The sequence below is a fragment of the Escherichia sp. HH41S genome, from assembly GCF_009820115.1.
In the GTDB taxonomy this organism is placed as follows: Bacteria; Pseudomonadota; Gammaproteobacteria; order Enterobacterales; family Enterobacteriaceae; genus Escherichia; species Escherichia coli_F.
The window spans coordinates 1-21,006 of sequence record NZ_VNXE01000079.1; the positions used below are offsets into that span (position 1 = coordinate 1).

A 21,006-nucleotide genomic window follows, 5' to 3' on the forward strand; every position below is an offset into this window, starting at 1 on the left:
CTGGCTTTTGCCTCACCGGTCAGCGTTGCGGCATCAGCAAGTTTATCGACCGCTTTCTGGACTATCTTATCGGCATCTTTGACCGCCTGTTCTGCCCGGGCGGCATCCTGTGTAGCAGATGATGCCAGCTGTGCCACCTGCTTTTTATCTTCGGCAACGGATTCTGCATTCTGCTGTACGTTATCCGCCAGCGTCTGGCAATCCCTCTTAATCTTCTGCGCATCAGCGACATGTTGCCCGGCCTGTCGTTCGCTTTCCGCTGCCGCTTCCGCGCTCTGCTGCGCCTGCGCCACCATTTCCTCAAAGCGTTTCACCACGTCGGGTTTGAGGTCGCCTTCATCAAGGGCAGTCAGAAAGTCGTTCAGCGTGCCGGGCTTTGAGTCATCGTATACAGCAATGTCGCCAACACAGTACTCATCGCGCCAGTCCTGTTTCAGATATACGCAATATTTTCCGGTCTGCGCCTTAAAACAGTACTCGCCACAGTTTCCTGTCACCACGTCAGCAACTGTGCGCATCACCACTTCTGAGGTGTTTACCCGGGATTTCAGAATTATGTGGCATCCGGACATAGGGATGCCTGCGCCATCTATCAGCGCACCTGATATCACTACAGACATAGTTTTTCTCGCGATAAATTAAATCAGGAAGAGGTTTCCGGAGAGGCAGGCCATTCAATGGCGTTATATGAAGCTTTATCAGTGATGGGGCTGAAATCCATCGCCTGCAGCGATTTCGCGTAAATGCGGTACGCTTTCAGCTTCTCCCTGTCTTCGTCACTGATTAATCCCAGCAGCAGGTCTTTTTCCCATTCGCTGGTCATGATGCTGACCTGTTTTAACAGAGCATCGCGCTCATCTTCCGCTTTAAGTTTGTAGTCAAAAACAAATTCATCATTGCGGTAGAACCAGTAACCCAGTGCGGTAATGCGGCGGTTAGCGGTAATATCAGGAACTTCAATAACACTGGCGTTACGGGGTTCAATACCTGTCACATCCTTACCGACCCACACCACGCGCCCGTCTCCGGTGTAAACCATTTTTATGGTGTCACTGGCAAAGTTCTTCTGTTCTTCATACCAGTTTTTGCCGTCTTCCGAAAAAAGCCAGGTGATACCATATTTTTTTGTCAGCTGATATTGTTCCGCGGTTTTCGGGTTACCCGCAGTAATATTTTTTAAATGCAACATTGTTAAACACTCGCCACGTTATACCAGGTACCGTTAATCAGTTTCTGAAGCGGTCGGTAATACACGCCGCCGATGTTATCTGCCGAATTACTTCCGGTTTCCTGCACATTAATACCGGATAACCCGTGGCCTGAAGGTGAGCGAAATGTCCAGGATACCTGGTTACCTCCCGGGTTGTAATACATTTCGGAACCATAACGCACATCCTGCACGCCGCCATTTCGCTGCTGATAACGGGCATCAAAGTTTCCGTAGTCTGACGGTGTTACCCGTCCTGAAACATTCACTGCCCGGTTACTTTGTAACGCGCCATTCTGAAAACGGAATACGTGCTGACCATTGGCATAAACATCCAGCAGGCCATCACCATTCTGTTTCAGGCCGGTATCGTTATCCCCGAAAGCAATTGAGTTTCCGCCCAGCGCGTTCTGAACGCCGATACCCAGCGCACCATTGACCTGCGAACCACCGCCAACAGACACTTTATGCGACATGGATATTTCACCCGTCCGCAGATTAATAGTGAACGGGCGAAGTGGACCAATATCGCCATTTTCACCCTGGTTTTCCTGTGTTGGAATAAGGTGCAGGCACTCTTCCGAACGACGAAAAATCAGGCCAAAAGCGTCGTTGAAAATCCTCAGCGCATTAACACCACGGATTTTTAGTTCTCCGGTCATGGTGTCACCATCACGCTGAACGGCATTTTTTGCCTTGTCCACCGTGGGTTTTAATCCGAGGTTTTCAACAGCCTCATCCTTATCTTCCACATCCGAAAGGTTATTTTTTATCAGCAATGCCTCTTCGTTAATTGCACCACCCACCAGTAATAATATGGCTTTATATAGCTGATCGTGTTCTTCTTTATTCAGTTCTATCCCGGCCTTCTCAATGACACCACAGATTTCCTCCTGAATGGCATCCCACATGGCACTGTTCAGCCAGGTGGCAAGACGTCCTGTGCGAAGATTTCCATCAGTAAATCCGTTCTTGCCCGGGCCAAACTTATCTTTTACCGCTGTCAGCGTATCAATCCTGTGCATCTTCATCCTCGTCTGGATAGGAAAATAAAACGACGGTGTGTGACGGACATAATTTATTAATCACGCACTCCGCAATCGTATCGCCCCACGTCCGGATCGGTGTGTTACAGGCATCCGTACATGTCTGCCACTGCGCGCCAGCATCCACTGGTAACGTCACACGCCAGAAATAACGCCAGCGCTCTCCCCATTCCGGATCGGGGCTTGCATCCAGATTCTGGAACTGTTCGATCGTCACGCCGGTATATCCCAGCGCCTCAAGCTGATCCAGGAAGAACTGCTCATTTATGCCACCAGCCACATTGGCTTTTGCTTCAAGACGTTGCTGACGCTGGCGTAATGTCTGGGTTCCGACAGGGGAACAGGAATCAGGTAAACCATACAATTCTTCATAACGTTCAATCAGCTCTGTGGACTGACCGGGATCGATTTCAATCACCAGTTCATCAGCCCGCTGGTGAACACGCACAAGCGATGGTGCCAGACCGTCAAGTACACCGTCGGTATCTGACCATGCAGGTCCCGGCGGCATCAGGCCATACAACAATTTTGTATAATCATCCTGTAACGTATCCATTATTTACTCCTTACCGGGTCATAAGCCTGCCATGTGATCTCCCCGAGTACCGGAAGCTCAGTTTCCCCCAGGTCAATATCCGATGAAGGGTCGATGAGTCGATGGGCCACCTCACCTGCAGATAAACTGATAGCCTCGCTGATTCTGGACAGATACATGCGCCCTTCCGGCACACCATCCCGGAACATCAGCGCATTCAGTTCTGATTTTATTGCCGCCCTGATCTGCGGTGTGTCTTTCGATAACGCAATCGTCATCGGGATGACTTTTTCTGTGGCACCGAATACATACAATCCGCTTCCGGCAACAGGTGCCAGAGGAAGGATGTGGTCCCTGACTGCGTTAATCACGCTTTCATCCGGGGCCGGGTGTTCCGGATCGTTTGTCGCCACCATCACGCCAACCGTTCCAATGCCTTTCCAGTGTCTGAAAGTCCATGCACGGTTAATACCCTGAACTTCTTTCGCCCAGATAACATAATCAGGGTCTGCGCCCCCCTGTGGAATGTAGTAATAACGTTCCATAACGCGGGCACGCCATATTTCCAGATTTTCAATATCTTCACCGTCTGTAATGGTGTCCGCGTACCCTGTGGACGGCAGACCACTGACGGGTGTTCCCAGTTGCATGGCAATACCATCATCCGTATTCCCCGCCGATCCCGGTTCGTCTGCCACAACAGGCACCCGGAGAAGACCATCGGCTGCGGTCACCGTCGCCGTCGTGGTGAAGGTCACCTGATCATCACGCTGGATCTGCGTTCCCGCTGGCAATACCGGCGTCCCCTCTACGCCATCCCAGCGCACAAATCCCCGGGCTGCCACCGCATCTTTTCGCGGGCAGCGTTTGATTCTGGCGTGCCGGTACAACCAGTCTTCATCACACATGTCCGGCAACAGATTTCTGGCAAGATAATCGATATACCCGTATAACGTGTGTACGGCTGCAGCCTGTACACGGGCATACACTTCCGCATCCATACGACGAAGCAGCGTATCCTGCTCAAAGCGGGTTAATAAATCGCTCCGGATCATAGAAATAAGTTGCGGGAGGCCGGGGCGATAAAACTGACTGTCAGCCATTCAGTTCACTCCAGATATCATCAAAAATAATGTTGTGAATATTGCCGTCACGCTGGTAAATGGTAATGGCAAGTGCCAGCGAGTCTGTCCCGGTCCTGACAGCGTTAATATCAAGACGGGAAGCAACACCATCCTCCACCATCCACGCCAGCGCTTCACGGGCATAATCTCTGGCAAGCTGCGGGGTTTTATTTGTCAGCTTGCTGCGTCGCAACAGATACAGACGCGACCCCGTGCGATCATTCTGAACCGTAGGCCAGGTATCCCCCCACCATCCAAATATCTGCGGTGCATCATCATCACGCCCTGCACGCCGCCAGGTAAAAAGCGAAATAATCACAGCACGCGTCAGAAGGTCGAGCGAAGCCCCGGTCGACACGGTTCGCCCGTTAACATTAATCATCATGATTTTCAGCCCATCGGTTGATCTGGCGTGTCAGTGATCCCACCACCATCACCATTTTCGGTGTGTTTGTGGGCATTGTAGGTCTGCCGCATTTGCTGCATGCTGAGTCCGCCACTGTCGCAATTGTCAGTAATATCAGCGGTGGATTCGACAGGCATTTCAAAGCGCGCTTTAGGCGCGTTTTGAAAAATAATGGGCTTCCCGCCCCCGTTCACCACAATACCGGAACGAGTCAGGACAACGGATTGCCCCTGATCGTCATAAAGCGCCACTTCCCCACGTTTCAGTCCTTTCAACCGGTAACGTCTGTCAGCCACGACCACAACCACACCATGCGAACGATCGCCCGCCGGGAATAAAGCAACGCCCTCAGCACCGTTCTGTGCGGCAGATGTAAAACCATAAGGTTCAAGGTGTTCAACGTGTTGTTTCTGATCTCCGGCTATCATTTTCAACCCTACAGACTGACACTTTCTGGCGGAATCCACCGCCGTGATGACAGCCCGGGAAATCAGATTGCGAAGAGAAAACCCGTTCATCAGAAATCCTCCTCAACATTTTTTTTCTTCCTGGCGGTAACAGGCTCGGGGAGATAAGCATCTGCCGGGCCAACCCGTAATTCAGTCGTCGTGCCCCGGTCGTCCTGGTTATAGGTGACTTCTGCGATCACCAGTTCATCATTATCAAAATTATTCAGCGGGTCGAAAACGATGACAGATAACCCCGGACGCCATAACGCGCCACTGCCCTGCCGCCAGCCCTGAACTGTATATGTTGTCTCACGGGTAAGTGCAGCCCGTTGGCGCGCTTCAAATTCACAACGGGCCTTACAGGTTGCTGTCGTTGCTGTGCCTGACTGCTGAATCAACAAAGGGCGATAACGGGTCACACCACTGTCCTGAATGGTCTGACGTATTGCGGCAATGGTGGCCTCACCAAAATCATCATCGTTGCCCGGGCGCTGCCCACTGACCTGATATTCAGAAAACCGCTCTCTGATGCTTCTTTCCGTATCACAGGAAAGAATATTCTCTCCCAGCACCAGTGCTGTCGCCGCTTTGCCTGTTCCGGGTTTCCCCAGAACCAGTCGACCGCATTCATCGTCATAAGCCAACGTCTGAACCTGCCCCAGCAACCGGTTAAGACAATCGGCAACGGTTTCGCCGTGTTCCGGCTGGGCATCAATCACCGCTGTCTGCGGCACACCGGCGTCAACAACGGTGATGCCAAATGGCGCAGCCAGTTCACTGACGATTCTGAGCAGGTTTTTTCCGCTCTGCTGGACTGGCAAAGCAGAGCAGTCAACCAGATCGGCTGTTTTGCTTCGCCCGACAATCCCCATGCTGACGCTGCTGGCGTCATAACGAAGCGGTAACGCCTCCACATATCCGGTGAGCACGGGCTCATCCCCGATAAGCACTTCAACCAGCTCACCATTTTTTATCCGGGGTTGATAATCCCGGCTTCCGGGCCAGCGGGTGGTAATGGCGACATTAAAATCCCGGGCAATACGGTTAATGCCCGCACTGATACGGACGGATGTCCAGCCGCCCCATTCGCGACCGGAAACCCGAAGTAAAACGGTATTATTCATCTGACGGGTACCCTTAATGCCCTGACCGGAACAAAGCCCGGATGAGAGATGGCATTTCGCTCAAGGATATCAGTTTCACGGGACGCATCGTCGTACCATGACGCAGCCAGAACAAGCGCAGGAAGAACCTCCGCTGGCGTTCGCTCTGCGGTTTCCTCCGTCTGAACCAGACGGGCCTGAATATCCCGGTTCAGTTCTGTACGTAATGACGTCAGCTGAAAAAACAGACTGTCATCCGCCGTACGCCTGAGCTCCTGTTCAATTGCCGCGTTCAGCGATTCGCGTATGATGGTGAGATTTTCCCGCGTGGGTGGTTGCGCTGTCTCATCCTGCTCTGTGCTGGCTGCCACGCTGTCAAGTGCCGGATGAGAAACATGAATAATATCGGACTGACGTTCAGTGGAACCACCAACAGCCACAACCGCCTGCTGATTTTTCACCAGACTTCCGGGTTGCGGCAGTGAAGTGACCGCCCTTGCAGCCTCGCTGATTGCCGTCGTCCGGATGACTGCAGCCACCAGATTTGTCTGCTGTTTTTGCCTGACAACCGATGCGGAATCTGTGGGCCACACAGCACGCGGTGCCAGTCCTGGATCCAGCGTAATACCTGACATTGTCGTTATGGACTGCACCAGATCCTGTGTGTTACCCACCAGTCTGGTTCCTGCCCGCCAGGTATCCTGCAACGTATGCACAAAATCACTGGCAACCGACGGCGGCATCAGAATGACGGATAAATCGCCCTGCAGTAGTCTCGCTCCGGCAGAAACAGCCGAATTAACCATTTTGAAAGCTGTCTGAACGGTTCCCAGCATATCGGTTGCCCGGGCAATAACATCGTTCTGAATAAAGTCCGATATTCCCGCGAGATCAAAATCGCCGAACATGTCTTCAATCAGCTCATCCAGGAATCCGGACGACTCCTCCAGTTTTCTGGCGGTTGCGGCTCCGGCGACCGGGAATGACAGTTCCCCGCTCTCAACAAACTGAAATGAAACCCGGCACATACGGCCTTCCGTGCTGGAATGAGAAACGGTCACCTGTCCGTCAATACAACCCTGCATTTCACCGAACTGCGGATGGATCAGTGTACCCGGCCCGGCGGTTTCAATCGCTGTAATCAGCCGATCGCGCTGCTCTGCGTAATCATCACCAACGAGATACGCATTAATCGTCAGCCGTCGCGTGGCACGCCCGAGATCTTCCGTGTACGGTTTGTCACGGTTTGGGTATTCATGGACCTGAACGCGGCGTCCGAACGAACCCTCGTCGCTTTCCACCGAAAACGGAACGCCACGAAATGAAGCGTCGTAAAGATTATCGCGCCAATTGATACCTGAAGATGCAGAAAGGAGTGAAGAAAGAGAAGGTAAAGAAGGTAAGTCCATACTGTCTCCACTATAAAAAAACCGCCAATTTCTGGCGGCTTATATATTAATCATCACTAATATCTTTCATATTCAATTTGCAATTTTCGTAGGTCACTCCAGACTCGCCATTAACATTAACTCCAGCTCTGATATTCCCGTTTTCTTTTACATCTACAAAAAACTGGCCTCTTGGCATCTTGAACACAAATGTAAAACCAACAGTATCTGAATCAAAATCATCATCTTTATGTATTGGGATCAGATGTGTCATCGTCGCTGGTGATGCATTGTTTGCAAAATCAAATACACCTATACTTTTGCCGAATTCATAAGAAGCTTTTCTCAATATAATCGCACCGCTGGCAGAAGGGGATGGGCACGATATCCTCAGTTGTCTGAATCCATCTGTATCCAAGTCAACATCATTATATGCAGATGTTTTAACGTTATTAATAAATCGTGAAGCAATCTCCTTATTTGTTAGTATTTTCGCCTGAGCACAGCAAGAGGTTAATATTGCAACTGTCATTAAAAATGGCTTTATCACAAAACAAACTCCATTGTTAGCATGTTACGCGATAATTTTGCCTCATCTCTCACCACAAAAAAAGAACTCACCTTTTAAATGGAGAATACCCAACGTCATGGGTGATTTTCATAAAGGGATCGCCTGTTTTCGGCAAATCTATGACACGCATTCCCGGCGGCGCGTTGTCAAACGTCACCTTAAGTTCGCTGCGGGTTGCCGGTGACGATGAAAGGCTTAACAGTTGATTCCTTTCCAGTGATACATTCGGGGTGTAGCGTTTATCCGGAGATAAATACCCATCACCACGTGGCATCTGCCATCCGGTCATGTCATAGACAAAATCATGGAACTGTTTGCCCCACTCGTCGAACTTATCATTCAGACCAAATCCACTGTTCAGTGCATCAGCCACAAAATTTTTAACAAGCCAGGGATGTTCTTTTTCAAACTCCTGCGCCATCATGCCCAGTTCAAGCAATCCACCAATCAGACTGATCTTACCAAGCCCCTTTAATTTCAGCGCCGTTTTTCCTGCCGCCGTTGTCCATTGATTCTGGGCGACTGTTGCTGCACGAATGGCTGCCACCGCCTTCACACCAATATACAGGGCAGAAACCGTTGCTATTGTTTTTACTGCCTGTTCCCATCCCCCCATTGCCCTGACAACCTGATCAACCTCCTGCCAGACTTTTTTCACAACCGGCCCGACCGTTTCCCAGTTGTCAATAATGAGATACGCCCCCGCTACCAGTAACGTAATGAGTCCCTTTGCCGGTGTCATATTCATCACGCTACCCATGATTTTTGTTATGCGTGTCAATGTGCCAATCGCCACGCCCATCGTCAGTAATGCCGCACCCGTTTTCGCGATGGTTTTTACGACCTCAGGATTTTCTCTGACAAACGTGCGCACTTCTTCCAGAAAAGGCTTCATCTCTTTTATGCCTTCATTGAGTGAAGGCAGGAAGGTTTCCCCCAACGTGGAAGAAATCGCATTGATCTGGTTCTGCAGCAGCAACAACTGGTTTTCCGTCGTCGCGGCACGGGCGGCATATTCTTTCTGTATTGAGCCGCCATACTGCTGCGCATCCGCCACTCGATTAAAATTGGTTCGCAACAAATCCAGATTCGTGAGCAGCGGCGCGATGGATCCGGAAGAGTCCTTGCCGAACAACTCATTAAGCGCGGCGGCCTGTTTTTCTTTCGGTAATTTCGCCAGAGAATCCAGTACGTGCAGCATGGCCCCGCGGGCGTCTTTCTGCATATCCGTCGCCAGTTTTTTCGGGCTAATGCGCAATGAGCGGAGCACTTTTTTCTGCGATTTGGTGGCAGAATCCCCCGCTGTCAGCGACAGCATAAAATTCTTTATCCCCGTCGCCGCAATTTCTGATTCCACCCCCATTCCGGCAATGGTTGCCCCCATTGCGGCAATCTCTCCGGAGGCCACACCCGCAACACTGCCTAAAGGACCAATACGGGTCACAACATCAGAAATCTTTTTCGCACTTGCAGGACCGGTATTACCAAGATAGTTAATCTTGTCCGCAAGTCCTGCCACCTCTCCCTGTGTCAGTTTAAAGGCAGTGCGCCACTGTGCCATCATCTGACCGGATTCTTCCGCCGTGGTGTCAAAGGCCACCCCCATCTTCACGGCGTCGTCAGTAAACTGCATCAGCTCGTCACGGGCGATGCCAGCCTGACCGCCCGCCGCCACGATTTCGGCGATACCTTCCGCCGACATGGGCAGTTCTGTTGACAGGTCGCGCACCTGTTCCGTCATTGCCTTAAACGCTTCCGGCGTATCCAGACCATCCACCACTTTTCGGACATCCGCCATTTTTGATTCAAGGGCAATGGCAGATTTGACCGGGAGCGCCAGCGCTCCCAGTACTGCGGTTCCGGCACCCGCTGCGCCCAGTGACAGACTGGCAAACTCCTTTTGAAAGCCTTTCAGCTGGCGCTGCATCCCCTTCAGCGGTGCCGACACCTTATCCACGGCAGTGATGATCGCCTTCAGCTGAAAACTGTCAGCCATGCTTCATCTCCTCATTAATGCGGACGGCCTCGGCTTCGAGTTCTGTAAACTGCGAAATAGCCACCCGTCGCAGTTCCAGTGGATTCAGCTTCCAGAACCAGGCGACATTGTAGAGTCGTTTCCGGAGGTGCTTTCCGTCTCCAACTGGGTAAAAAAACGCAGGATCTGCATGCTGGTCTTAAAAATATCCAGTTTTGCCATCTGCGCCGCCGATGAACGCGGGATCCCCGCCAGCAGCGGGATATATTTCAGCGCCACCTGGCTGTCCAGTTTAATACTGCCCTCACCGGAAATAATGAAAGGAAAACCCAGGGCCTCGATTTCGTCATACGTGGGTTCACGCAACTCCAGCACATGCAGCGTTTCGTTATGCGCTGTCACCGGTTTTTTTAAAACAATTTCTGTCACGCTCATTACTGATATCCTCCCTCTTCGCCGTGGAATTCAAGATCTGCCGTACCTTCTTCGGCATTATGGTTTGCTTCGCCATGCAGCCAGGCCGCCGAAAGCACATACACCATGCCGTTTGCCAGCTCGGCAGTAATCGTCATCTGGTCTGAGGTGGTAATTTTGTCGACCGGAAAATTTTTGGGCACTTTAAACGTGCCCTTAACGTAAGGTGACCGCCAGGTCTCCTTGTAATCCACATCACCAGCCATGCCGACGACATCATCCCGGACATTGGTGTTCATCGGCACTTCAATGCCACCTGTCAGCGATAACTGCTGACCATCCACTTTAAAAAAACAGGTTCCGGCGATCTTTGCCATTATGCTGACTCCTCTGAATACTGGAGACGGAACTGGTTAACCACCGCAAAGACACGTAACTGGTTAACATAATCCGGCGGGAACAGCGTGTTCAGTCGGTTCGGGTTATCCGCATCACGCTCAACTATCAGATACTGTTTAAACAGATCGTAATTTTCCACAATACCGGCACGCTCCATCTGACGATATGTCGCCAGAAGCTCCCCTTTGATAACGGCAGGGGTGACAATTGCCTGCCCCGGACCAAAACGGGTACCATCATTTGCCAGCTTGTGACGTCCGTACTTGCTTGTGATGACCGATTTCAGTTTGCGAAGAACGTATGCGCTGGTATGCAGTGTTTCACTGTCCAGATAGCTGTTGTCTGCCACGCCATATGCATTCTTTTTGTAGGTGGTTACGGAACGCTGGATCCGCAACGTGCCGCCTTCCACATAAGCCGTCGCCACGCCGTGAGATAAAAGGGTCTGCTGCTCTGTTATGATGAATCGCTTACCTTTCGGTGCCGGAAGCATCCCCACCAGTTCCCCCGTCTGTGTCGGACGGGCCGGGTCATTGCGGATAAATACCGCTTCACGGGCAAGGCGACTGGCAACCAGTTCATCGACAGGCGACTGGGTTTCTTTTTCGTAACCGGCAAGCGTGATATGTTGCTGATTATGCATATCTCCGGCATCAACCAGCTCTGACAGCGTTCCCAGTTTTGCGGTATAGACATGCCCGTATAACTGGCGCGCATAACTCCAGCGACCGCTGCTGTCATTCATTTCGGTCATCATCATATTGATGGAGGCGGCATCGTTGAACGGCAGACCGATAAAGTCGAATGCCTCATCGCCCATAGCAGCAACAGCGGCAGTAAGATCAGGCGCGCCACTACCCGCAGTTCCGGCTTCCGTCACAACCTGAAGCCCCGCAGGCAGAATCTCACCACCACCAGAACCATAATAATTCAGGCAGACAGGCAACTCGTTACCATACAGCCCCTTATGGCGGGCAGTCAGCGTCACCACACCTGCATCAGATGACGCCGCAAACGGCAGGGTGATAACCCCGTTTACCGCTTCCTTAATCGCGGTGGCAACCGCAGTAGCATCATCGCCATTCACCACAGGCACCTGTACACGGGAGCGCCCGACATACAGACTCAGGGTGCCGCTTTCCTCTGCTTCTCCGGTAACTGTCACCCTGACCGTCGCCGCCGCCCCTCTGGCTTCCGGTACTGCAATAACATACAGTTCACCGAAAGGATCTGTCTGACGGTAGACGTCAACCATACGCGCCAGCTGGCTCCCGGCCCCACAAATCTGACGGGCATAATCTGCCGACGGCATCAGCACCAGGCTGTTAACCTCAATGGCGGCATCGTTGCTGGCATGCCCGATCAATAATGCAGGCGCGCTGGTCACTGCTGTATTTGCCGCAGAATTGTCCATCTCGGCGTAAAACAACGGCACCAGCGTATCCGACGGAACAGCACTAAAACTTATTGTCATGATTCTTTAGCCTTATCCTGTTTAACACGTACCACATCACCCGCCGCTATACGGCGGAGCCAGTAGCTGTTTTCTTCCACATTTCGCCCGTCAGAAGGCAAAAGATCTCCACGGGCAGGGTCAGGAACCGACCGCCCTTTCAGGGGTTTCACAAACATGAGGGACTCTTATTTCTGAGGGAAACGCATTTCCAGATGGTGCTCAAAGTCACCATCCGGGCCAGTACCAGGATCAATGTAATCCACATCAATACTCAGCAGGGATAAATCCGGCAGAGCATTCACGTCCTCTGCCTGTCGCGTGTCTTCTTCCGTGATTTCATACTTCGCCGTAAAATCAAACTGGTAATACAGTTCGTAACGGTTCAGATCCAGCAGCGTGCCACCGGCATAAACAATCTCGCCCCCCTGCGGGTCCGGCATCCACCCAAGCAGGGCTTTCCAGAGTTCTCTACGGACATCATGAACGGCGTCATAGGCTGCCCACTGCCCTTTTTCATCACGCTCATTGCTGAGCACAACAATAACGGAGAAGCCTTCTGTCAAATCCTGCCAGTAATCGGTCTGTGATTTTTGTTCCCCCGGCGCATCGTCAGAGGGGACAACATAGGCAGCAGGCAGACGCAGTTTTCCGGCATCAGGGATCGCCTTAAACTGCGCCGCACCACCAACACGATTCTCAAAACGCGGGCATCGCTCACGCAACGCCGCAATTATTGTTGTCAGTTTCATTTATGCTTCCTTTTTACCGGACGTAACGAACGCTGCAGCTCACGGGACAACAGTTCCTGCGTCCAGTGACGCCGCCGCTCAATAACGTCAGCCATAAAGTTATTACGCGGGGCCAGCCGGAAAGCCGAAGAATGGTGCTTCTTCTGCCGCTTATCCTTTTTATCCATTCCATAAGCTGAATGGCGAACGCCGTAATACAGAAATGCCGGATAATAGGGTGCGCCTTCAGGGAAACGGCGATTCCCCTGCCCGTTTTTCTGGTTAGGAGAAATTTTCACCATCAGTCCGGGGCGACGCGTCGTTTTTTTGGGAACGTAATAACCGATGGAGCGGGCCAGACGCCCGGTCTGATATCCCGGGTTCTCTCCCGGACCGGATCGTCCGCGTTTAATCACCAGACGTCTTGCGTCGCGCATATAGACGCGCCCGATCTGCACAAATGCCCGACGCAGACGGGCGCGATTAAACTCCAGCTCCTTTGGTTGTTTAAAGTCGACGTGTAAAAATGCTGTCTGATTCATGGCATTCACCCCGTCGTCGCGCTGTACGCAGTTCTTCACATTCCAGCAATAAAAAACGCCGCTGACCGTTCAGGTCGCGTATTCGCCGGATCCGGTACTCCTGACCGTAATAAACCACCTCATGATCTGCCGTGATGTCGTGACGGAAACGGATCGTAAAATAATGCGTAACGATATTTTCTGTCTGCACTGAGCCCTGATAAGCGGCAGCGCCTGGCTGAGCCACCTTTGCCCAGACATCAAACGACTCCGTATATGTCGGCTCCGTACCAAAATCAGCGGTGGGTTCATCCACCCGAAGGCGGATCTTTATTCGGCGATTCAGCTCTCCGGGATCCGGTAAAAGGTAAGTGGCACTGGTCTGACTTTGCCTGATTTTCATAGCGGGACAATCCTGTAAGGGCCAGCAAGCCATCTGAAACTCATTGGCGTTTCCAGTTTCTCCACATCGGTGATCGTTGAGCGATTTTCATAAAAATGACTGACCAGCATCAGCATTGCCAGACGAACGTCATCAGTCAGATGCATCCCGTCAGGATCATCTTCCGGAATCGTCTCTTCCGGTGCGTACAGCTTCCTGTTCAGGTATGTCTCTGTTCTTTTCTGTACCGCCTGTGCCAGCAATTGCAGAAAATCGCCGTCACTGTACAAACCATCATCGAGCCGGAGATGAGATTTAATCTCCTCTTCTTTCAGGAGCATATTTTCCTCCTGTGCCCGCCATTACGCGGGCACAAAAAAAACCGCATTACGCAGCGGCTTTCTGACGGGTTGCAGCCCCAATTTTCATCAGCTTAATCGCCTGAGAATCCACCAGCATACCGCCGGTTCGCTTGGTGGTATAAAAACCCACAAACGGTTTGTTGGTGTACGGATCGCGCAGGATACGGGTACCGATGCGGTCAACGATGGTATAGCCGCGTTTGAAGTTACCAAACGCAATGGCTTTTGCATCGGCGGCAATATCCGGCATCTGCTCATTCTCAACGATGCCATACCCTGCCAGAGAAGAAGGCTGACCCAGCTCAATACCCGGACGCCACAGATAATTTCCGTCGTTATCCTTCAGCAGACGAATGGCAAACAGGCTGCTGTTGTTCATCATGAACTTCGCGCCGCTGCGGTGCGCCTTGCGCAGGGTGTAAATCAGTTTAATGATCGCATCGGCAGTCACGCCGGAAGCCGCGCCGGAAGCGATGTGCTGAAGTTTGCCAAACGCACGGGTCTTGTCATCTTCATCGGTGGACTCATAAGCCAGAAAACCTTTTGGTTTTTTGCTGCCGTCGCCACTGGTAAAGGCAATTTCTTCCTGTTCGGCAAATTCCAGCGCCAGCTCACTGTTGATCCAGTCTTCCACATTGAAGAAAGCGTCATCGAGCATTTTCTGGGTGGCCTGCGGGTTGCCGTAGATTTCCCCCATAAAGGGTTCAATCAGACCCAGTTTTGAGGTGGCGGTTTCCGGACGTGCATCCGTTTCCCCCACCCATCCGGACGTTGTGCCGCCCAGATTCACCAGTTTTTTATAATCCGAGCCACCGAGAGTGATCACAGTGGCTTCCTGGCGCATCACCACCTCATCTTTCAGCAGCGTCAGGATGGTACGATCCAGTTCTTCCGGAATGGCATAACCACCATCTTCATCATTGCCCACCTGCAGCGCCTTACGCTCAAGCTCACGCAGACCGTCTTCACGCCCCTTGCGCATAAATCCGATAAACGCTTCTTTGTGTTCACTGGCAACTTTATTTTGCGTGCCGCCTGCCGGACGCTTGATGTCTGCCAGCTCTTTTTCCAGGTCGCTTTTCAGGTTCTCCAGCTCGCTGATTTGCCCGTTCAGGCTTTCCACCTGTTCGGCCAGCTTGCCTTTTTCCTGTTCGATCGCGTCAATGCGTTTGTCGTTTTTTTCCTTAAAATCGTCAAACTTCTGCTGCAAATCCTGCGCGACCTGTTCCACGTCTTTAATATCAACAGCCATTATTTACTCCTGATTAAAATTTAAGATTTTTCAGTGCATTCAGTGCGGCATCCACATCCTCAGCATCACGCAGGGATAAAGCGCCATACCCCCCGGCCATGAATGCTTTGGCCTGGGTTCGCGAGAGTCCAACATCGCGCAGGACCCGCTCAATAATTTTCTGATCAGGGATCTCCCCACGCGCCAGCGCATTTTTCACATCGCTGATGCGTGCCTCATCATTGGAAGGAAACGTCACCAGACTGACCTCCCACAGGTCGATCTCTTTCAGCAGGAATACCCCTTTTTCCCGGTCGTACTCCCAGTCTTTCAGGATGTAGCCAATAGAAAGGCCGGTTAAAGAACCGGCCTTCATATGGGCATGTGCACGTTTTGCCAGGGGATCATCATCAATGAGTAATCGTCCCCTGACATAAAGCCCGACATCATCTTCTTTCATTTCGGTGTACACACCGATGGGCTCATCCATGCGGTGCTGCCAGAGCAACGCAGGCAGCGCCTTTTTTTCGCTCCATTTCTGGAGTGTTGTGGTAAAGGCTCCGGGGACCACCACATCATCGTGGCTGTCCTTAACACCAAAAACAGAACCGTAACCTTCAAATTCCCCGGAATCACTGACGGATTTCAGGTTCAGCGGTATATCAAGACGCTGTTTTGTCTGCATCTCCACTCTCCTTTTTCTTACCGTTGTCATCGCCAGCAGAGGGACTGGTGGTCATGTTCATCGGTGTCAGATACACATCACCGCCCGGTCGGGGATTCATATCTTCCAGATCACGGCAGTCATTAGGGGAATAAATCCCCCAGTTGATCCCCGTGGCATACGCTTCAAAGCGGGATTTCATGTCGCCACGCAACAATGCTCCGGCATTAAATTTGGCGTAAAACTTCCCCTGCTTGCTCTCCCTGACCAGCCCTGTATTGATCCGCTGTTCAATACGGGTCAGATACGGCACAAGGGAATAGTTAATGAAACCAAGCCCCAGCTCTTCAATATTGTTGAAGGTGGCGCGATCGGTGTTCTGCACCATATGCAGCGGTACGCGGAACAGGCGACAGATTTCTTCCAGCTGAAACTTGCGGGTTTCCAGGAACTGGCTGTCCTCGGCATTCAGTGCCACCGTTTTCCAGTCCAGCCCCATTTCCAGAATCATCGGACGATGAGAATTTCCCAGCCCGACATGCCGTTCCTCAAAGTCCTTTTTGATACGCGCATAAGCCTGATCAGAAAGTTGTTGATCCGTACGCAACACACCGGATGTCACAGCGCCGTTACCAAACAGTCTGGCACCGTGCTCCTCAGTTGCCGCTGCCAGTGAAATGGCCTCACGCGCATACGCAATGGGATTCAGCCCGACCAGTCCGTCCAGCGTCAGGGTGCGCACATGCCAGATTTCATCCTGGGTCAACACATCCACGGAACCATCCGGAAACGTCACCTGATAAACCGGCTGCCACTGGCTGTTCAGCTTCGGTTCCACACAGCCCGGATCTATCGGAAGAAGCTCCACAACTTCCCCCAGCACCTTCACCTTGTAGGCGTAAAAATTCCCCCGCAGACACAGGCAGACGATAACCAGCTCCCAGAATTCCTGCGGCGTCATGTAGCCATTGGGTTTTGCCGAAATCAGCTTATGCAGTCGTTCATCCACCGCGCGTGTTTTAAGGGTGCCGGTGATTTTGTAGAGACTACAGGGCAGCATACCAACAGACTCCGCCAGCACCCTGACGCAGGAATACACCGCCGTCAGCCGCATGGCCCGCTGACTGCTGATCCGCTTTCCGGTATAGGTGTCGTATGACAATCCCAGCTCTTCCGCAAGCATCCCGGGTGTTGTAACGGGAGTGTTATTTTTGCGTTGAAAAAGCCCCTGGAAAAACATTACTCACCTCCGGAGGCGACCCGCTGACCGCGATCGAGATAACGAGCAACCAGCCACGACCAGAACAGGCACAGCCCCCCGGCAACAACAAAACCTGCCGGGGGATAAATCAGCCAGGCGCCATACGCCAGCAAAAGCGCCCCCAGCACGCCCACCAGTGGCGTGAGAATTATCAGAAACATAATGACCTCGGTTAAAGCGAGCGGATACCAACGCTGACCAGATGCTCAGACAGATCCGGCTCCGGTTCACCGCCATTGACCAGCATCCGGCTCATTGCTGTAAACATCGCAACAGGACCGTCGATTTTGGCTTCCGGCGTGGATTTGTTCGGGAAGATATTGTCGTTTTTGTCCGGTTTTACCGTAACGTTAGACATCATCCAGTTCATGACCGGGTGATTGCTGTGGTGAAAACGCCCGGCATAGACCAGTGATTCCGTTTCCTTCATGGCCTCTGACAGATTGCGGACCGTCTGCGGAACCTCCACCAGCGGTATCCCTTCTTCAGCCAGCGCCAGACTGAACTGCATTGCGCTCCACGGATCAAATCCCAGCTCCCTCAGGTTTTCACCACCAATCCATTCCAGTAAGTCACTTTTTATCTGAGCATGATCGATAACATCACCATCCGTCAGGATGAGCTTATCCATCTCGGCCCATTTCCGGTAAAGTTCTGCCTGCTGCCGCGAGCACCGCTCCAGCCGTCCTTCCGGGAGCCAGAATTTAAAATCAGCATGAACATGTCCGTTATCGGTTCGCCAGAGTTTTGCCGCCGCACAGATATCAATCTTATGAGCAAGGTCGACGCCGACCCACATGGGATAGGTTTTCAGCTCATGCTGTGGAGCAATATATTCGCACTTCTCCCACTTAATCATGTCCATCCAGGCAGATTCGGCAGTGACCCACACATTCATGTGTTTCGTGAAAAAATTCACCCGCGCTGAAACCTGCTCCTTCGCTTTTTTCGCCAGACGACGCAGATCATCCCAGCGTTTACAGATGCCCAGGCCGGGATTCGCTTTCTGCCAGACCGTTTCATCAAACGGATCATCTCCCTCATCGAGCGTGTAAATGATCGCAAAGTAGGAGTCGTCTTTTACCGCGCCCTCCACGTTGCTGTTATAGCCACGCAATACCTTAATGGCGTAATCACGCTGCTCGTAACAGATCCCTTCCTTGTTAAAGCCTGCCGTAGTGATACCAAATAACAGGGACTGCAGACGGGCACCGGTTGCCGTTTCCAGAACATCCCACACATCACGGGTTTTATGTGCATGCAGCTCATCAATAATGGCGCAGTGGATGTTCAGACCGTCCAGGTTGTTTGCATCCGAGGAAAGCGGTTCAAATTTTGATGCGCTCTGCTCCTGGTAAATCGCCAGCTTGTTGAAATCAAACAATCGCCCGAGTGTCGACCGGGCTTTTCTGACCATATTTTTGGCGTCTTCAAACACAATTCTGGCCTGGTCACGCGTGGTTGCAGCTGAATACACCTCAGCCCCGCCTTCACCATCTGCCCCCGTCATATACAGGCCGATACCCGATGACAGGGTTGATTTTGCGTTTTTACGGGCAACTTCGTTGTACGCCGTCCGGAACCGGCGCACCATCACCGGACGTCCGCTGCCATCGCTGCGCATGACAACTTCCCCGGTCTCTTCATTGACCAGCGGAATGACAAAACCAAAAATATTAATGAGGATAAATACATGCCAGTCCATCAGTTCAATGGGCTGGCCTGCCAGCGCCCCTTTTACATGGGGCACAAATTTGTAGAAATTCAGGATGTGCTGCGCACGGGGTTCACTGAAATAAATCCCCCGCTCTTCGCCGTACTTCAGATCATCAAGAAAACGCTGGCAGGCCAGACGGACAAATTCGCCAGCGACAATTTCTCCTGCAACAACACGTTCGGCGTAGCGGATCCCGTCAGCCACTTTTGCCATCAGTCTCTCGCTTTTAAAAGTTCCGCCAGCGGATCAACATCATCCGGTCCGGCGGTATTTACTTTCGCCCGGCTTGCCGGTGACATACCAAACTCTGCAAGCATCGCCCGGATCCGCTTCCAGGCATCCGCTTTCATCGCAGCAGCCGGGTGTGCCTTAATCAGCACATCACCGTTCTGCGTTTCCGTGCGGTAGGTATAACCCTCAGCATCAAGTGTTTCGCAGTGATGCCGGTATTCGGTGTAGGCTTCCACCAGTAACTCGAGTGCACGCGCATCAAGCTGAGAAATGATCCCTTCCGCATTCAGTTCTTCCGCCATTCGCCTGAACCAGTACTTCCCCTGCGCCCCTAAATGCTGCGGAATTTTAGGGAGACCTTTTTCATCCTTTTTAGCGGTTTTTTTTGGGTCTTTAACGGGGCGCTTTGAGGGGTTGCCTCGTATCAAATGCAGGCGTGGCGGGGTTTTCGGGGGTCCTGACATAATCGGTTTTACCTATCAATCGTTTGATCGCATTCCCAAAAAAAAGTTTTCGAACCTGCGGCGATGCGAAGAAGGGTTGGCGGGCGGTCCCGGACAGCCATGGCTGCAGGGATTTGACCCGCCCCTCCCCACAAGTGAGAATAATTATCACTTTATTCGTTCACGCGCTGTTTTCGCTTTGTGGCAGGGCCAGCACAGACTCTGCAGGTTGCTGTCTGCATCTGTTCCGCCATGTGCTTTCGGGATGATGTGGTCGACAGTTTTCGCCTCGCGCACCACACCGACACACAGACACAACTGACACAGACCTTTATCGCGCTTCAGAATACGGGCTCGAATCACCGTCCATTTCGAGCCATATCCACGCTGGTGGCGGCTCAGTCCGCGCTGATGCTGTGCCCATCCTTCACCACGATGTTTATCGCAGTAACCAGAACTGTCTGTGGTTGTACCTGCGCATCCACGCTTACGGCAGGCGCGGGGTATTCGTGATGGCATAGAACTTCATCCTTCTGATGTTAAAATGCCCACCCTTTAAAAAAACAAATATGGAGGACAAATGAAAAACATGATTTCTAAAGGCTTTCACCGGGTAGGTATTCTGTTGGCCATTCTGGTGTTCATCTTTAGTCTTTTATTTTCAACAACGGATACGCAAGGATTCTCACTGTTTGATATCCTTGTATCTCTGATAATTGCCTTGTTTGTGTACAGCATCACCAGGCTTGTGGGATGGGTCATTAAAGGATTTATGAAAGACAACTAAAGCATTATTGCAGCCCCTCGGCTGAAGGGCTGCTGTAATGCCTTAACCCAGTTTCGCTCGCACCAGAGCATCTTTTGCTTCAAGCAATTTACGTAACCCAGCCGACTTTTCCGGACCGTCTGGCAAAGATTCATCCATTACTCTTGCCAGTTCACCAATTGGCTTACTCACTTCCTTTAACGAAGTCGGAAGATGCTCATAATTGAAATATTTCATAATTGGCGATTCCATCATTTCTCCTTAGTAAAACAATTATCAGGCGATCAGTTCTGCATACACTGCCGGACACCGTCGACAATTTCACAGACCTGAGAAGCTGTATCGAAAAGCTGGCGCGCCTTATCCAGGCTGACGCATCCCACCAGGAAAAAAGGCACCAGTATCGCTACCAGTGCCCATTTCGCCGTCGTTCGCGGCACTCTGTGTGTCCAGTGTTTTCGGCTCATAACACACCTGGTTATCAGCGTTTCAACTGAAAGTGAGGCCCGTCTTTCAGACTGGTCCAGTCCCCGCCCCATTCGATGACAGTTCCCAGCTCTGCGGCAGCCTGCTTAAATGCCTGCGCGATTTTCTCGTACAGAGGCCAGTCCCATGACACCTGGCTGC

General features: G+C 51.9%; 30 protein-coding genes. 1 reads left to right on the forward strand and 29 read right to left on the reverse strand.

Annotated elements, in window-relative coordinates; translation table 11 throughout:
• The 26 genes from FQZ95_RS15550 to FQZ95_RS15675 all read right to left on the reverse strand — a co-directional run.
• The coding region (locus FQZ95_RS15550) for a prophage tail fiber N-terminal domain-containing protein (RefSeq protein ID WP_202384157.1) at positions 1 to 620 on the reverse strand (620 nt) is incomplete at its 3' end.
• Positions 621 to 643: 23 nt separating this feature from the next.
• Positions 644 to 1,189, reverse strand: a complete 546-nt coding sequence (locus FQZ95_RS15555) for a tail fiber assembly protein (protein WP_160530397.1) — start codon at positions 1,187 to 1,189, stop codon at positions 644 to 646.
• A gap of 2 nt (positions 1,190 to 1,191) precedes the next feature.
• Positions 1,192 to 2,232 (reverse strand): phage tail protein, encoded by a 1,041-nt coding sequence (locus FQZ95_RS15560; protein ID WP_160530398.1) that lies wholly within the window; start codon positions 2,230 to 2,232, stop codon positions 1,192 to 1,194.
• Positions 2,219 to 2,809: a YmfQ family protein gene (locus tag FQZ95_RS15565; protein ID WP_160530399.1), complete on the reverse strand. Its 591-nt coding sequence runs from the start codon at positions 2,807 to 2,809 to the stop codon at positions 2,219 to 2,221. Before FQZ95_RS15565 ends, FQZ95_RS15560 begins: the two co-directional genes overlap by 14 nt.
• Positions 2,809 to 3,891 carry a baseplate J/gp47 family protein gene (locus FQZ95_RS15570; RefSeq protein ID WP_000785587.1) on the reverse strand — a complete coding sequence of 361 codons (1,083 nt, stop codon included), beginning with the start codon at positions 3,889 to 3,891 and terminating at the stop codon, positions 2,809 to 2,811. Before FQZ95_RS15570 ends, FQZ95_RS15565 begins: the two co-directional genes overlap by 1 nt.
• The gene (locus FQZ95_RS15575) at positions 3,884 to 4,297 is read right to left on the reverse strand and encodes a phage GP46 family protein (RefSeq protein WP_001542822.1); all 414 of its coding nucleotides are present in this window, start codon (positions 4,295 to 4,297) and stop codon (positions 3,884 to 3,886) included. Before FQZ95_RS15575 ends, FQZ95_RS15570 begins: the two co-directional genes overlap by 8 nt.
• Positions 4,298 to 4,302: 5 nt before the next feature.
• Entirely contained in the window at positions 4,303 to 4,836 is a 534-nt protein-coding gene (locus FQZ95_RS15580) for a phage baseplate assembly protein V (protein ID WP_001013088.1), read from the reverse strand.
• Positions 4,836 to 5,891: a phage baseplate assembly protein gene (locus tag FQZ95_RS15585; protein WP_001066647.1), complete on the reverse strand. Its 1,056-nt coding sequence runs from the start codon at positions 5,889 to 5,891 to the stop codon at positions 4,836 to 4,838. The genes FQZ95_RS15580 and FQZ95_RS15585 overlap by 1 nt, the downstream gene beginning before the upstream one ends.
• Positions 5,888 to 7,279 (reverse strand): DNA circularization protein, encoded by a 1,392-nt coding sequence (locus tag FQZ95_RS15590; RefSeq protein WP_160530400.1) that lies wholly within the window; start codon positions 7,277 to 7,279, stop codon positions 5,888 to 5,890. Before FQZ95_RS15590 ends, FQZ95_RS15585 begins: the two co-directional genes overlap by 4 nt.
• Before the next feature lie 46 nt (positions 7,280 to 7,325).
• Positions 7,326 to 7,808: a hypothetical protein gene (locus FQZ95_RS15595; protein ID WP_160530401.1), complete on the reverse strand. Its 483-nt coding sequence runs from the start codon at positions 7,806 to 7,808 to the stop codon at positions 7,326 to 7,328.
• A 67-nt stretch (positions 7,809 to 7,875) separates the two neighbouring features.
• Complete coding sequence (locus FQZ95_RS15600) at positions 7,876 to 9,825, reverse strand: phage tail tape measure protein (RefSeq protein WP_160530402.1); 1,950 nt, start codon at positions 9,823 to 9,825, stop codon at positions 7,876 to 7,878.
• Between the two features lie 84 nt (positions 9,826 to 9,909).
• Positions 9,910 to 10,239: a phage tail assembly protein gene (locus FQZ95_RS15605; RefSeq protein ID WP_160530403.1), complete on the reverse strand. Its 330-nt coding sequence runs from the start codon at positions 10,237 to 10,239 to the stop codon at positions 9,910 to 9,912.
• Entirely contained in the window at positions 10,239 to 10,595 is a 357-nt protein-coding gene (locus FQZ95_RS15610) for a phage tail tube protein (protein WP_001062340.1), read from the reverse strand. Before FQZ95_RS15610 ends, FQZ95_RS15605 begins: the two co-directional genes overlap by 1 nt.
• Positions 10,595 to 12,091 (reverse strand): phage tail sheath subtilisin-like domain-containing protein, encoded by a 1,497-nt coding sequence (locus FQZ95_RS15615; RefSeq protein ID WP_160530404.1) that lies wholly within the window; start codon positions 12,089 to 12,091, stop codon positions 10,595 to 10,597. Before FQZ95_RS15615 ends, FQZ95_RS15610 begins: the two co-directional genes overlap by 1 nt.
• Positions 12,088 to 12,249 carry a DUF2635 domain-containing protein gene (locus tag FQZ95_RS15620; protein WP_000497743.1) on the reverse strand — a complete coding sequence of 54 codons (162 nt, stop codon included), beginning with the start codon at positions 12,247 to 12,249 and terminating at the stop codon, positions 12,088 to 12,090. The genes FQZ95_RS15615 and FQZ95_RS15620 overlap by 4 nt, the downstream gene beginning before the upstream one ends.
• Before the next feature lie 9 nt (positions 12,250 to 12,258).
• Positions 12,259 to 12,822 (reverse strand): phage tail terminator protein, encoded by a 564-nt coding sequence (locus FQZ95_RS15625; RefSeq protein ID WP_021558833.1) that lies wholly within the window; start codon positions 12,820 to 12,822, stop codon positions 12,259 to 12,261.
• Complete coding sequence (locus FQZ95_RS15630) at positions 12,819 to 13,343, reverse strand: hypothetical protein (protein WP_001076770.1); 525 nt, start codon at positions 13,341 to 13,343, stop codon at positions 12,819 to 12,821. The genes FQZ95_RS15625 and FQZ95_RS15630 overlap by 4 nt, the downstream gene beginning before the upstream one ends.
• A complete protein-coding gene (locus tag FQZ95_RS15635) occupies positions 13,309 to 13,725 on the reverse strand; it encodes a phage head closure protein (protein WP_000702447.1) in 417 nt (138 codons plus the stop codon). The genes FQZ95_RS15630 and FQZ95_RS15635 overlap by 35 nt, the downstream gene beginning before the upstream one ends.
• On the reverse strand, positions 13,722 to 14,045 hold the full coding sequence (locus tag FQZ95_RS15640; RefSeq protein ID WP_160530405.1) for a head-tail connector protein: 324 nt from the start codon (positions 14,043 to 14,045) through the stop codon (positions 13,722 to 13,724). Before FQZ95_RS15640 ends, FQZ95_RS15635 begins: the two co-directional genes overlap by 4 nt.
• Before the next feature lie 46 nt (positions 14,046 to 14,091).
• Positions 14,092 to 15,318, reverse strand: coding sequence for a phage major capsid protein (locus FQZ95_RS15645; protein ID WP_160530406.1), 1,227 nt, complete (start codon positions 15,316 to 15,318; stop codon positions 14,092 to 14,094).
• A gap of 13 nt (positions 15,319 to 15,331) precedes the next feature.
• Positions 15,332 to 15,982, reverse strand: coding sequence for an HK97 family phage prohead protease (locus FQZ95_RS15650; protein WP_001193623.1), 651 nt, complete (start codon positions 15,980 to 15,982; stop codon positions 15,332 to 15,334).
• Entirely contained in the window at positions 15,960 to 17,201 is a 1,242-nt protein-coding gene (locus tag FQZ95_RS15655) for a phage portal protein (protein ID WP_160530407.1), read from the reverse strand. The genes FQZ95_RS15650 and FQZ95_RS15655 overlap by 23 nt, the downstream gene beginning before the upstream one ends.
• Positions 17,201 to 17,383 (reverse strand): hypothetical protein, encoded by a 183-nt coding sequence (locus tag FQZ95_RS15660; protein ID WP_160530408.1) that lies wholly within the window; start codon positions 17,381 to 17,383, stop codon positions 17,201 to 17,203. Before FQZ95_RS15660 ends, FQZ95_RS15655 begins: the two co-directional genes overlap by 1 nt.
• Before the next feature lie 11 nt (positions 17,384 to 17,394).
• Positions 17,395 to 19,152, reverse strand: a complete 1,758-nt coding sequence (locus tag FQZ95_RS15665; RefSeq protein WP_063102392.1) for a terminase large subunit — start codon at positions 19,150 to 19,152, stop codon at positions 17,395 to 17,397.
• Complete coding sequence (locus tag FQZ95_RS15670) at positions 19,152 to 19,634, reverse strand: phage terminase small subunit P27 family (RefSeq protein ID WP_024182462.1); 483 nt, start codon at positions 19,632 to 19,634, stop codon at positions 19,152 to 19,154. The genes FQZ95_RS15665 and FQZ95_RS15670 overlap by 1 nt, the downstream gene beginning before the upstream one ends.
• Positions 19,635 to 19,781: 147 nt before the next feature.
• Positions 19,782 to 20,132: an HNH endonuclease gene (locus tag FQZ95_RS15675; protein ID WP_160449935.1), complete on the reverse strand. Its 351-nt coding sequence runs from the start codon at positions 20,130 to 20,132 to the stop codon at positions 19,782 to 19,784.
• Between the two features lie 61 nt (positions 20,133 to 20,193).
• Here FQZ95_RS15675 and FQZ95_RS15680 point away from each other — a divergent pair, with 61 nt between their 5' ends.
• Positions 20,194 to 20,400, forward strand: coding sequence for a hypothetical protein (locus FQZ95_RS15680; protein WP_033873286.1), 207 nt, complete (start codon positions 20,194 to 20,196; stop codon positions 20,398 to 20,400).
• A 42-nt stretch (positions 20,401 to 20,442) separates the two neighbouring features.
• Here the strand turns inward: FQZ95_RS15680 and FQZ95_RS15685 are convergent, their stop codons facing one another.
• The 3 genes from FQZ95_RS15685 to FQZ95_RS15690 form a co-directional block, all read right to left on the reverse strand.
• Positions 20,443 to 20,616, reverse strand: a complete 174-nt coding sequence (locus FQZ95_RS15685) for a hypothetical protein (RefSeq protein ID WP_237428020.1) — start codon at positions 20,614 to 20,616, stop codon at positions 20,443 to 20,445.
• Positions 20,617 to 20,663: 47 nt separating this feature from the next.
• Complete coding sequence (locus FQZ95_RS26180; RefSeq protein WP_143363447.1) at positions 20,664 to 20,846, reverse strand: hypothetical protein; 183 nt, start codon at positions 20,844 to 20,846, stop codon at positions 20,664 to 20,666.
• Positions 20,847 to 20,860: 14 nt separating this feature from the next.
• The coding region (locus tag FQZ95_RS15690; RefSeq protein ID WP_160530409.1) for a M15 family metallopeptidase at positions 20,861 to 21,006 on the reverse strand (146 nt) is incomplete at its 5' end.